This window comes from Beggiatoa leptomitoformis, assembly GCF_001305575.3.
Taxonomy (GTDB): domain Bacteria; phylum Pseudomonadota; class Gammaproteobacteria; order Beggiatoales; family Beggiatoaceae; genus Beggiatoa; species Beggiatoa leptomitoformis.
Genome location: NZ_CP012373.2, coordinates 1803883 through 1816857, shown reverse-complemented (window position 1 = coordinate 1816857; position 12975 = coordinate 1803883). Strand labels below are relative to the sequence as shown.

11 protein-coding genes are annotated in these 12975 nt (G+C 40.4%); 3 read left to right on the top strand and 8 right to left on the bottom strand.

From position 1 onward, the window contains the following. Position 1: 1 nt before the first annotated feature. From AL038_RS07610 to AL038_RS07580, 7 genes are all read right to left on the bottom strand, one after another. Positions 2-1216, bottom strand: coding sequence for an IscS subfamily cysteine desulfurase (locus AL038_RS07610; RefSeq protein ID WP_062151274.1), 1215 nt, complete (start codon positions 1214-1216; stop codon positions 2-4). Positions 1217-1275: 59 nt separating this feature from the next. Next, complete coding sequence (locus AL038_RS07605; protein WP_062151272.1) at positions 1276-2412, bottom strand: cysteine desulfurase family protein; 1137 nt, start codon at positions 2410-2412, stop codon at positions 1276-1278. A gap of 20 nt (positions 2413-2432) precedes the next feature. Beyond that, the gene (gene iscR / locus AL038_RS07600) at positions 2433-2912 is read right to left on the bottom strand and encodes a Fe-S cluster assembly transcriptional regulator IscR (RefSeq protein ID WP_062151270.1); all 480 of its coding nucleotides are present in this window, start codon (positions 2910-2912) and stop codon (positions 2433-2435) included. Between the two features lie 290 nt (positions 2913-3202). Beyond that, positions 3203-4810 carry a type I restriction-modification system subunit M gene (locus tag AL038_RS07595; protein WP_062151268.1) on the bottom strand — a complete coding sequence of 536 codons (1608 nt, stop codon included), beginning with the start codon at positions 4808-4810 and terminating at the stop codon, positions 3203-3205. Continuing rightward, the gene (locus AL038_RS07590) at positions 4807-5232 is read right to left on the bottom strand and encodes a GxxExxY protein (protein ID WP_062151266.1); all 426 of its coding nucleotides are present in this window, start codon (positions 5230-5232) and stop codon (positions 4807-4809) included. The genes AL038_RS07595 and AL038_RS07590 overlap by 4 nt, the downstream gene beginning before the upstream one ends. A gap of 99 nt (positions 5233-5331) precedes the next feature. Beyond that, positions 5332-6504, bottom strand: coding sequence for a restriction endonuclease subunit S (locus AL038_RS07585; RefSeq protein WP_062151264.1), 1173 nt, complete (start codon positions 6502-6504; stop codon positions 5332-5334). Beyond that, on the bottom strand, positions 6494-9481 hold the full coding sequence (locus AL038_RS07580) for a type I restriction endonuclease subunit R (protein WP_062151261.1): 2988 nt from the start codon (positions 9479-9481) through the stop codon (positions 6494-6496). Before AL038_RS07580 ends, AL038_RS07585 begins: the two co-directional genes overlap by 11 nt. 188 nt (positions 9482-9669) lie before the next feature. Here AL038_RS07580 and AL038_RS07575 point away from each other — a divergent pair. Continuing rightward, a protein-coding gene (locus AL038_RS07575) for an IS5 family transposase (protein ID WP_201800096.1) occupies positions 9670-10418 on the top strand; the annotation gives its coding sequence in 2 pieces (ribosomal slippage) (positions 9670-10084 and positions 10084-10418; 750 coding nt in all). Here AL038_RS07575 and AL038_RS07570 read toward each other — a convergent pair. Continuing rightward, positions 10410-10619: a hypothetical protein gene (locus AL038_RS07570; RefSeq protein WP_145917073.1), complete on the bottom strand. Its 210-nt coding sequence runs from the start codon at positions 10617-10619 to the stop codon at positions 10410-10412. The genes AL038_RS07575 and AL038_RS07570 overlap by 9 nt on opposite strands. Before the next feature lie 259 nt (positions 10620-10878). Between AL038_RS07570 and AL038_RS07565 the strand changes: the two genes are divergently transcribed. Beyond that, positions 10879-11952 carry a TRAP transporter substrate-binding protein gene (locus AL038_RS07565; protein ID WP_062151258.1) on the top strand — a complete coding sequence of 358 codons (1074 nt, stop codon included), beginning with the start codon at positions 10879-10881 and terminating at the stop codon, positions 11950-11952. A 133-nt stretch (positions 11953-12085) separates the two neighbouring features. Next, complete coding sequence (locus AL038_RS07560; protein ID WP_161575451.1) at positions 12086-12943, top strand: DUF2726 domain-containing protein; 858 nt, start codon at positions 12086-12088, stop codon at positions 12941-12943. Positions 12944-12975 lie beyond the last annotated feature (32 nt).

Here is a 12975-nt window from a genome sequence, read left to right as displayed (position 1 = left end):
ATTAATGTGCTGCCCATTGGACGCTTTTAATGTCTATACCTGCTTTGTACATGTCCCATAAAGGGGATAAGGCGCGTAATTTGGCAATTTTGTCACGAATTAAAGGGATAGCGTAATCGATATCTTCTTCTGTCGTGAAGCGTCCGAGCGTGAAACGAATAGAGCTGTGAGCTAATTCGTCATCACGTCCTAACGCACGTAACACGTAGGACGGTTCTAAACTCGCTGAAGTACAGGCAGAACCAGAGGAAACAGCTAAATCCTTGAGTGCCATGATTAACGATTCGCCTTCAACATAGTTAAAGCTGACATTGAGATTACCGGGAATACGGTGCTGTAAGTCGCCATTGATATAGACTTCTTCCATGTCTTTGATGCCATTCCACAGTTTATCGCGTAGGTATTGAAGGTGTTTGCATTCGTCTGCCATTTCTAGTTTAGCAAGGCGAAAGGCTTCTCCCATGCCGACAATTTGGTGGGTAGCGAGTGTGCCTGAGCGCATACCGCGTTCATGTCCACCGCCGTGCATTTGGGGTTCTAGGCGCACGCGGGGTTTGCGACGCACGTATAATGCACCCATGCCTTTAGGGCCATAAACTTTGTGGGCAGAGAGGGACATTAAATCAACTTGCATTTTTTCTAAGTCTATAGGCACTTTTCCCGGACTTTGTGCTGCATCAACGTGAAAGAGAACATCACGCGCACGGGTGATTTCGCCAATCGATTGAAGGTCGGAGACAACGCCAATTTCATTGTTGACGTGCATAATGCTGACAATAATAGTGTCTTTGCGAATAGCCGCTTCTAATTTTTTGAGGTCAACTAAGCCGTTAGGTTCGGGGTCTAAATAGGTGACTTCGAAGCCTTCGCGTTCTAAGTGTCGACAGGTATCAAGAACTGCCTTGTGTTCGGTTTTACAGGTAATGAGGTGTTTGCCCTTTTTTTGGTAAAAGTGGGCTGCCCCTTTGAGGGCTAAATTATTGGATTCGGTCGCGCCCGATGTCCAGACGATTTCTTTTGCATCAGCATTGAGTAGTGCGGCAACGTGTTCACGGGCTTCTTCAACTAATTTTTCTGCATCCCAGCCAAATTTATGGGAGCGAGAAGCGGGATTACCGAAATAACCTTGCATCGTCAGGCATTGCATCATTTTCTCAGCAACTCGGGGGTCAACGGGTGTGGTTGCGGAGTAATCCATGTAAATTGGAATATTCATAATTCACCTTTCATTTTAAGGTTTAAGTCTCTGGAAATCGGTAGTTGTTTTGTATGACATTAACCCAATGCCATTAATAATTGTGTTTGTTCAATTTGTTGTTTAAGCGCCTGATAAAACTGTTGAATATCTTCTGGTGTATTTTGATTACCTAAACTAATTCTAATCGCACTTTTAGCGGTTGTTGCGTCTATACCCATTGCCATTAGGACGTGGCTGGGTTCAGTTTTTTCGCTATGACAGGCAGAACCGCTAGAAACGGCGAAGCCTAAACGGTCTAAGCCCATGAGGATGGTTTCACCCGTAAAACCTGCGACACTTATCATCAGCGTGTTAGGCAAGCGTTCTACGGATTCAGCGAAAATATTAACACTGCTTAAAGTGTGTAAAAGTGTTTCTAAGGTGTCGCGTAGTTGTCGGGTATGGCGTTGGCGTTTTTCTAGTTCGTCTGTGGCAAGTTCTGCCGCTTTACCCAGCCCGACAATTGCCGCGACATTTTCTGTACCGCCGCGCAGTCCTTTTTCTTGTCCACCGCCATGAAGTAAGGGTTCTAGTAGCGTGGTTTTATCGGTAATTAACGCGCCACTGCCTAAAGGAGCATAAAATTTATGTCCTGATAGGGTCATCAGATTTGCGCCTGTTGCAGTAAAATCAACAGGAATTTTACCAATGGCTTGGCTTGCATCGGTGTGAAATACAATATTGTGTGTGCGACAGTATTCGGCAATATCAGCAATGGGTTGTATCACGCCTGTTTCGTTATTTGCAGTCATCACAGAAACAAGGCGTGTATCAGGCGGAATGGTTAAGTAGTCTTGTTTAACCCGTCCTGTGTTATCTACGGGCAAATAGTCAACTATCCAACCTTGTCGTTCTAAACTCAGCGCGGGGGTATAGAGGGACGCATGTTCGATACGGCTAATCATCAGCCGTCCAACTTCAGCATGGCAGGCTGTGCCTTTAAGCGCGAGGTTGTTGGCTTCGGTGCCGCTGCTGGTAAAGATAATGTTTGAAGGGTGGGCATTTACTAAATTGGCAACTTGTTCACGCGCATGGTCTATGGCGGTGCGAACGCGCCGTCCAAAGTGGTGGACGCTGGAGGCATTGCCATGGATGGTTTGTAGATAAGGCAACATCACTTCTAAGACACGCGGGTCTAGGGGTGTGGTTGCGTTATAATCCAGATAAATACCCATACTTCATTATCTACCGTAGGTTAGCGGTGAGCAACACGGCTTTCTATGTGTTGTGTATAGTCTTGTCTAATAGTGGCAATGTCTCTATTCACTTCTTTAGCGCGTTTATCAACGACTTGAGCAAGAGAAATATTGCTTAAAAATTCACGAATTTGGTCGCTTAAATCTTCCCATAATTCATGCGTTAAACAGGTGTGGGCATCATGGCAGTTTTTCATGCCTTGGCATTTGGTTGCATCAACTGATTCATCAACCGCAGAAATCACTTGTGCAACTGTAATTTCGTCAGCACCACGACTTAAGCGATAACCGCCACCGGGCCCGCGCGCGCTGTCAACTAAGTTATGCTTGCGTAATTTAGAGAATAATTGTTCTAAATAAGATAAAGAAATACCTTGCCGTTGAGAAATATCTGCCAGTGTCACAGACTTTTGTTCGCGATGAATGGCTAAATCTAACATTGCGGTGACGGCATACCGTCCTTTTGTGGTTAATCTCATTTTTAATTACCTTGGAATAGTGTGTGAATAGTTGCAGGTGCAAGTATTACATCACCTACTAAAACAATCAAGTAAAATACCAATTAAATTACTCAGGTAATAAGTTCGTGTTTTTCTCATTTTTTTATCCCTGTTCTGTTCTTATAATATATATCATAGTAAAATACTCAAGTATTAATCAAGAAAATACCTTAGATTTTTAATGGCGAGCAGGTTTAATTTGGTAAATGGTTTTAACTTGATGGATAACCGCGTTCTATTTACAGAACGCGATAATTAGGGGAAATAAATTAAATCAAAATAGGTAAGCCCAATTCTTTTAAGAAAGCATTGTGGCGGTCTTTAGCCGTTGCGATAGCTTGGTTAATGCTTGCCAGTTCCGCATTAACGGCTAATAAATCAATCTCTTCCTCGGGTTGTGTCGTGCTGATGTAGCGTGAAATATTCAAATTAAAGCCGTTGCTTTCTAACTCTTCCATTGACACACGGCGCGCATAATTCTCTTCTTCTTTGCGGAATTGATACGTTTCTACAATTTTGTCTATGTGTGCGGGTAATAAACGGTTTTGACGTTTACCTTTCTCAAAATATTCTGACGCATTGATAAATAACACATCATCAGGTTTTTTACATTTTTTCAGCACGAGAATGCACACAGGAATCCCCGTAGAATAGAATAAGTTAGGTGGTAAACCAATAACAGTATCGATATTGCCATCTTTTAATAATTTGGTACGAATACGTTCTTCTGCACCGCCGCGAAATAGCACGCCATGTGGCAGAATAATTGCCATTACGCCATCATTTTTTAAATAATGAAAGCCATGCAGTAAAAAGGCAAAATCGGCGGCAGATTTTGGCGCGAGTCCATAATTTTTAAACCGCATATCTTCGCCCAATGCGTCGGTAGGTTCCCAGCGGAGGCTAAAGGGTGGATTTGCAACGACTGCGTCAAATTTTGGCATTTTTGCGGGATTCATTTCGCGTAAATAATCCCATTCATTCATGAGGGTATCGCCGTGATGAATTTCAAATTCGGAATCTTTCACACCGTGTAATAGCATGTTCATCCGTGCCAAGTTGTAGGTAGTGACGTTTTTTTCTTGTCCGTAAATTTTGCCGATGCCTTTTATGCCCATACGGTGGCGGATATTTAGCAGTAACGAGCCTGAGCCACAGGTAAAATCTAAAATAGACGATAAATTTTTCTTTTGTCCTGTTGCGGGGTCTTGGCTGTCTAAGGTCACAATGCCCGATAGAATGCTAGAAATTTGTTGCGGGGTGTAAAATTCGCCCGCTTTTTTGCCCGAGCCTGCGGCGAATTGTCCGATTAAATATTCGTAGGCATCGCCTAGCGTGTCTTTATCGGTTGAGAATTGTGCAAGTCCCTCTGCCAATGCTTTGATAATATTACAAAGTTTTGCGTTGCGCGTTTCGTAATTCTTGCCGAGTTTTTCCGAATTTAAGTTAATTTCGGAGAATAAGCCGTTAAAAGTGCTAGAAAAAGATTCATCTTCAATATGTTTAAAAGCATTTTCTATGGTGTGTAATAGTTCGCTGTTTTGCGTGCGCGCCAGTTCAGCAATGCTACTCCATAGATAGTTGGGTTCTATGATGTAGTGCGTTTTGCGACGCATTTGTTTTTCAAATTCGGCAACGTCTTCTTTATTTTGTTCGTACCAAACGACTAAGGGCGGACGGCGGTCGTCTTCTGCTAAATGGGGATAATCTTGTCCCAGTTCTTTTTGGGTGGCTGTTTCATAGTTATCAGAGAGATAGCGGAGGAACAGGAAGGACAGCATGTAGTCGCGGAAGTCGTCGGCATTCATTGCGCCGCGTAGCTGGTCGGCGATACTCCAGAGTAGTGTACCTAGTTGTTTTTGGTCTTGGTCGGTCATTGTGGGTTTTTACTTTGGATTTTTGTGAGGGGGGCTTTATATTTTTTGTTATTCAGTCGTTTAAAATTTAGGCTGAGTTCTCCAAAATTTATTAATAAGCCAATTTCTAGGTTGTAGGCTTCTAGGTAGTTGATAGCTTGGGCAAAATGTACATTTTCTAATTGGGTGGTGGCTTTTAATTCTACAGAAATAACATTTTGAACTAAAAAATCGACTCTTCGCGTGCCAATTTGTTGTTCACGGTAGAAAATGGGCATTTCGAATTCTCTGTTAAAGGCGATGCCTTCTAAGTTCATTTCTATTGCTAAGGCTCTTTGATAAATGACTTCTCGAAAGCCACTGCCTAACGTGGAGTGTACTTTCATGGCACATCCGATAATTTTTGAGGTTAAATCGGAGTATTTGTATTGTTCTTTAATCATGTCTAAACTGTGATTTTTTTGATTAAGATGATTAGTATGATTATAACGATTTTAATCAGTTAATCATATAAATCAGATAAACCGCATAAATCATATAAATCACAGTTCAGACGTTTTGGGAAAGAGTTGTTGCATCAGTCCTTTTTTGTGTTTTTTCAGTGCCGCAATTTTTTGGGCTTGGGCGGTGATGAGGTCGTCAAGGGAGGAGAGGCAGGAGGCGATTTTTTGTTGTTCGGGGAGAGAAGGTAAAGGAACAGGAATAATATCTAATTTAGCCCTATTTAATTTAGGTTGTGCCATTCCTGTTAAATATGAGTCTAATCTTATTGAGTTTAAATAGTTTTCTACCATTGACTGTGTTGATTTATTTTTGAATCTTAAAATATGCACGTGATTATTTACCCATGTTTTTCCCGATATTGAAAATGCAATAGGATATGTACGTGTAACTAAATTCGCGCCATCTTCTGAGATACAGAGTAAATCCTCATCAAAAATAAAATCTTTAACAAAATCTATGATGCCAGATGCACCATAATATGGAATTTTACCTTTAATTCGATATTGTTCTGTTATAGGAACTCTTTGAGAGTCTAAATTTTCTCCTATTTCCCCCAACGTTTCCCCCTCCCACTCTCCCGCCTCCAAAAACTCAGGAAAGCGCAATTTAGGAACAGTTTCGCCTTCTGCGGGAAAAAGCTGTTGCATCAATCCCTTTTTATGACGTTTAAGCGCGTCGCGCTGTTGCGTCTCTGAAATGATGAGGTCGTCAAGCGAGGTGAGACAATCGGCAATTTTTTGTTGTTCGGGGAGAGAAGGTAAAGGAACAGGAATAATATCTAATTTAGCCCTATTTAATTTAGGTTGTGCCATTCCTGTTAAATATGAGTCTAATCTTATTGAGTTTAAATAGTTTTCTACCATTGACTGTGTTGATTTATTTTTGAATCTTAAAATATGCACGTGATTATTTACCCATGTTTTTCCCGATATTGAAAATGCAATAGGATATGTACGTGTAACTAAATTCGCGCCATCTTCTGAGATACAGAGTAAATCCTCATCAAAAATAAAATCTTTAACAAAATCTATGATGCCAGATGCACCATAATATGGAATTTTACCTTTAATTCGATATTGTTCTGTTATAGGAACTCTTTGAGAGTCTAAATTTTCTCCTATTTCCCCCAATGTTTCCCCCTCCCACCCCCCCGCCCCCAAAAACTCAGGAAAGCGCAATTTAGGCACTAACAAATTCTTATTACTGTTCATACACCACTAACCCCGAAATTTCCCGACCTTTAGCACATTTATGCAATAATGGAATTAAATCATCCATTAAAGCCGACTCTTTTTGTCCTCGGGCTTTCCAACCTAAACCCAAGGGAGCGAATAATTCATTAAGCTGTTCACTATCAAAAACCATTCGACGCAACACAGCATCTACAAAACTTTGTAAGCTACTCAGTTCTAAACCATATTTATCTGCAATCGTCATTAATTGGCGCGTTTGTTTCCCTGCCTTAAAATGTTCATAACCCGTGCGAATGTTCTGCACATCCAAGCCGTTGCCTGTTTCTAAGGTTTTGATATATTCGGCAATATCTTCACGCTCATCGATAAATTTAGCATCGGATTGAATCAAATTAATCAATTCTTCACGGCTCATTGCCTGTTTATCAGGCGGTTGTTGCGAATAGCGCGCAATCAACGACATAATGTAATCGTAATCGATAATGCTAGATGCGAATAAAACAAACTCAAAATCAAGTTGTTGCACTTCTGCGGGGGCTGTATTGCCTTTTTTATCTTGTAATTCTCTCAGTTGTTGCGCCGTTTCTAAATAAACCCCTTTAAAACCTTGCAACTGGTCTTTGGGCAACATTTGCTCGATGTATGCTTTATTCTCTGCCGTTAAATCGGTGTATTGGTCAAGTCGCGTTTTAACGCGCTGTATTTCCTTAAATGCTTTAATAAACTGACTGCGGGCCACATCGCCTTTTAAATTAGGCACTGCACTGGGTGTATTCTCTAACCCCTGAGAAACCATAAAATTATCCAAGTTTCTGATGGCATCTTCTAACGCTGTTATCACCGTCGCAGCATCATCAACTAACCAAATTTCTTTAGCCGATTTAGCCGTATGTCCAGAAAACAATTCGATAGCCGTATCAACAGCGGTTTGTTGCTGGCGAAAATCCAAAATATTGCCATAAGGTTTAGTATCATTGAGAATGCGATTTGTACGCGAAAATGCTTGTATAAGATTATGATATTTAAGTTTTTTATCAACATACAACGTATTTAAATACTTAGAATCAAAACCCGTTAATAACATATCTACAACAATAGTGATGTCTATTTTTTGCGTGTGTGGCAAATCGCTATTAGGATATTGTTGGTCTTTAATGCGTTTTTGTACGTCTTGATAGTACAAATCAAATTCGTTAATGCTGTGATTAGTGCTATAACGGGCATTATAGTCGTCAATGATGATTTTAAGCGCGGCTTTCTTTTCTTCGGGGTTTTGTTCGTTATCCGCTTTTTCCTGTAACAAATCATCCTGTAATTGTTTTACATCCTTGTTGCCTTCCGCAGGTGGCGAAAAAATACAGGCAATATTCAGCGGTTGAAAATCATTATGTTCGCTGTGCGCTTGTGTTTGTAAGGTTTTAAATAATTCATAATATTCAATCGCATCATTAATTGAAGCCGTTGCCAAAATCGCGTTAAATTTGCGTTCATTCGTGGCAGTGTTGTGTTTGGTAAAAATCGCATCGACGATGGCTTGCTTGGCAATAATGGTGTCTGCATTTGGGGCGTTTTCGCCCTCAGCTTTGTAATAATCAATATGAAAGCGTAAGACATTACGGTCTTCAATCGCGTGGGTGATGGTGTAGGCATGTAGTTGGTTTTGAAAAATATCTTTGGTTGTTTTATGAGAGGCTTGTTGTCCTTCTACCTGTTGATAACTGGCATTTTCTTCAAAAATTGGTGTGCCTGTAAAGCCAAATAATTGCGCATTGGGAAAAAAGGCTTTAATTGCTTTGTGATTTTCGCCAAATTGCGAGCGGTGGCATTCATCAAAAATAAATACCATGCGTTTATTCCGTTGTGTTTCTAAACGCGCTTTATAGTTGTGTTTCTTTTTTCCGTTGTCGTGTTTGCTATTGTCATCAAGCGCAAGCCCGAGCTTTTGGATGGTGGTAACGATGACTTTATCGGCGTAATCATCAGAAAGCAATCGTTGTACTAGGGCGGCTGTATTGGTGTTTTCTTCAACACAAGCTTCTTGAAATTTATTAAATTCTTCTCGTGTTTGGCGGTCTAAATCTTTGCGGTCAACCACGAATAGGCATTTATCAATATCAGGATTATCTTTGAGTAAGGTAGCGGCTTTAAACGAGGTTAATGTTTTGCCGCTGCCTGTCGTGTGCCAAATATAACCGTTGCCACAATGTTGATGAATGCAATCGACAATGGCTTTAACCGCATAAATTTGATAAGGGCGCATCATCAGCAATTTTTGCTCGCTGTTTACCAACACCATGTAACGGCTAATCATTTCGCCCAATGTGCATTTAGATAAAAATTCTTTAGCAAAACTATCTAAATGGGTAATCTTTTGATTATGTTCATTAGCGAATTGATAAATGGGTAAAAAACGCTCATCCGCATTAAAACTAAAATGCCGATGGTGATTATTAGCAAAATACCATGTATCGCTGCGGTTGCTAACGATAAACAGTTGTATAAAACAAAGCAGGGTTTTACTGTAGCCGTTGCCGATGTCGTTTTTATAATCAATAATTTGTTCGATTGCGCGTCGGGGACTAATGGCGAGGGTTTTTAATTCAATTTGTACCACAGGCACACCGTTAATCAGCAATATCACGTCATAACGATGATAACTATTATTAGTATTAATGCGTAATTGGTTGACAACTTCAAAGGTATTTTTGCACCAATCTTTAATATTAACAAGGGTATAATGTAGTGGCGTACCATCATCCCGCTCGAAACTATTCCGTTCACGTAAATATTTGGCCGCCGTAAAAACATCGGGGAGAGTAATTTGATTTAACAGCCGACTAAATTCTTTATCCGTTAGTTGAATATGATTCAACGCTTCAAAATGCTGGCGAAAGTTTTGTTCTAAGGTTGCGCGGTCACGAATATCAGCACGATAGATATATTTAAGGTCGTTTAATTTTTCAATCAATAAATCTTCGATGTCTTGCTCAAGCATAAATAATTCCTCTAACGTCAAAACTTAGCCACGTTCTACCTGCTACGAAACTTCGTAAAACCGTCTGGCAGCAGGCTTGCAAAGCTGCTCGAAATGCAGTGAATCAACAATATTCTTAGAGCGTGTCATCAAATAGTAAAAAGTGTTATATTATAGGTATATACCCAGATATCGCCAAGGATAAAACAATGAGTCGTCGCTATGCCTTAACCGATGAACAATGGTCAAAACTAGAACCGCTACTCCCTGGGCGTAAAGGACATGTCGGGATGACGGCTAAAGATAACCGCTTGTTTATTGATGCTGTTCTATTCCGTTATCGCAGTGGCATTCCTTGGCGCGACCTTCCCGAACGCTTTGGTGATTTCCGTGTTGTCCATACCCGCTTCAGTCGTTGGTCTCAGAAAGGTGTCTGGGAACGTGTTTTCAAGATACTAAGTGCCGATGCTGATAACGAATATGCCATGATAGACAGCACTATAGTTAGAGCGCATCAACATAGTAGTGGTGGTGGCGCGGATGAAGCCATTGGACGTAGCGCAGGGGGTTTAAGTACCAAGATTAACTCCGTTGTTGACGCACTGGGCAATCCGACCCTTTTTTTTTGACTGCGGGACAGGCAAGCGACCTTGAAGGGGCTGATGCTCTTATTCCTCAGATAAAGGCAAACGCTTTATTGGCTGATAAGGCTTATGATGCTGATGAACGGGTTAGAGATGTTTTAAAACAGAAAAGCATAGAACCTGTGATTCCGTTCAGGAAAAATCGTTTAAATCCACCTGATTATGATAAAGCTCTTTATAAGGCACGTTATTTAATCGAGCATTTCTTTGGTAAATTAAAGCAATATCGTGCAATAGCTACACGATATGATAAACGCGCTAGGAATTTCTTAAGTGGGGTTTATTTGGCTTCTACCTTGATTCTTTTAGCTTGAACCTTTAACCCTTCTTATTTGATGACAGGCTCTAGGGATAATCACCCGCCCTTGCCCTGAAATTTTAACCGTTGTTGCCAGCATAAAATGCACCTCATAAATTAAAATGTGGGTTATCTGCCGTACTCGTAGATTGTGGTCAGCTAATTGTTGAAGAAATCCACCGTTGAATGAAACCGCAATTCTGCGGTCTAACCGCACTCCAAAATCCTACTTGTATAAAATAACTATTAGTAAACATAGAGTTTCGCAACTATAGCCCAAAAACTTCTGTCTGACAAACACAGCCGTGAGCAATGTCCACCCTACAGGCTGAAGTTTAAAAAATTACGCGTCGAATGCAGGTTATTTTAGTTTTTTTTGTAGGGTTTTAATTTTGATGAATTAAGACAATAATAGGGCGACTCAAACTAAGCCGTTTGAGATAACACAATAAAAGTGAACCCCCAAAGGAGTTTTTATGATTAAGATAACCCGCTGGTTAATGCCCTTGTTAGGTGCATTAACAATGCTAACGGCTGCCTTGCCAAGCTATGCCGCTGATACGTTTAATTGGAAAATGGTGACGACATGGCCACCTAATTTCCCTATTTTTCAAACAGGGGTTGTGCGTTTTGCCAAAGATGTCGAAACCATGAGTAATGGACGCATCAAAATTCAGGTGTTTGCTGGTGGCGAATTAGTGCCTGCATTACAAACATTTGATGCCGTTTCGCAAGGTACTATCGAGTTAGGACATGGGGCTGCGTATTATTGGGCGGGTAAAGTGCCTGCAGCGCAGTTTATGACCGCCGTTCCGTTTGGGATGACGGCAAAAGCCATGAACGCATGGTTTTATTATGGTGATGGGTTAAAATTGTGGCAGGAAGTTTATGCTCCATTTGGGGTTGTGCCTTTTCCCGGTGGGAATACGGGCGTACAAATGGGCGGGTGGTTTAATAAGAAAATTGATAGTGTTAAAGACTTACAAGGTCTGAAAATGCGGATTCCCGGTTTAGGTGGCAAAGTTATTGCTAAAGCAGGGGGAACACCTGTTTTACTCGCGGGTGGTGAGATTTATACGGCGTTAGAACGGAAAACTATCGATGCAACGGAATGGGTTGGGCCTTTCCATGATGAACGCTTAGGGTTGTATCGTGCAGCACAATATTATTATTATCCCGGTTGGCATGAACCCGGTACGGTATTAGAGGTTATTGTTAATAAGAAGGCATGGGATTCTTTGCCACCTGATTTACAAAAAATTGTGGAAAGTGCGGCAAGTTCTTTAAATGTTACCATGTACGCAGAATTTGAGGCTTCTAATAATAAAGCACTGCGTGAGTTGAAAGAGAAATACAAAGTACAAATATTGCCCTTTCCTGCTGATGTGTTAAAGGAATTGCATCGTTTAACAAAAGAGGTTTTAGCCGAAGAAGCAGGAAAAGACCCTTTGTTTAAAAAAGTTTATGATTCTTTCTTGGCATTCCAAGCAGATAATGACGCATGGACCGTTGTTTCAGATGATGCTTATAGCAACGCGTTGAAAGAATAAGCGGTATTATTAATGTTGTTAAAGGCAAGTCATTAAGGGAAGAACCCTTTATAACTTGCCTTTTTATTTGTTCGGTTTTATTCAGATGATACGTATAAGATATTATTTATATTAAGATTATTGAATGGAAATTATGGATATTAAATTAATTGGTTTGGTTGTATTGGGATTGTTGTTAGTTATCATATTGATTTATGGGTATTATCAGCGACAACAGGATAGTTTAGCTTTTATTAATACACCGCGTGCAGGTTATAAAAATCGTAAGGGTTTTTGGTGGTATAGAAATTTATATCGGACTAATTTACCTGATGTTGCTATTTATGGCGAAAGCGATAAGAAGCAGGTATTAACACATCCCGCTGTAATTACATCAGAATATCCAATAGCACAACAGCTACAAACAGGGCATTTAGGCGAGCATAGTTATCCTTATCAGGCAAAATTAACATTACTATCCGTCGCAGAAATGGTGTTATTCAATGCGTTACAGCAAGCATTGCAGCGGCAACCATATATCTTATTGGCTAAAGTACATCTTGCTGAGGTGTTAGAAACTATTCCTGATTTGGAGGTGAAGGCGAAACGAATCGCCCTTGAACGGCTACGACAAAAACGGTTAGATTTTGTTATTTGTTCAAGCGACACGGCATCGATATGTGGGGTTATTGCTGTTGAGGAGGTATTTGATGCGGAAAAACCGTTAAGTACGCAGTTGCATGATAAATTTGTTGATAAGGTATTAGAAACGGCAAATATTCCTATTGTGCATATTGTGTTACGTGAGCAATATGATAGCCAAGAATTACAGGCACAATTGACAAAAATATTGAAGTTATCACTACAAGCTGTTAATACAGTTACAGAAAAATTATGTCCTACTTGTGGAGCAACTATGAAACGTGTTTCCCCAAAAAATGGACAGTATGCAGGAAGGCATTTTTTAGCATGTAGTCATTATCCACAGTGTAAAACCGTTTTTCCGTTGTAGAATAAGTAAAATACGTTTAATAAGCTTCTATA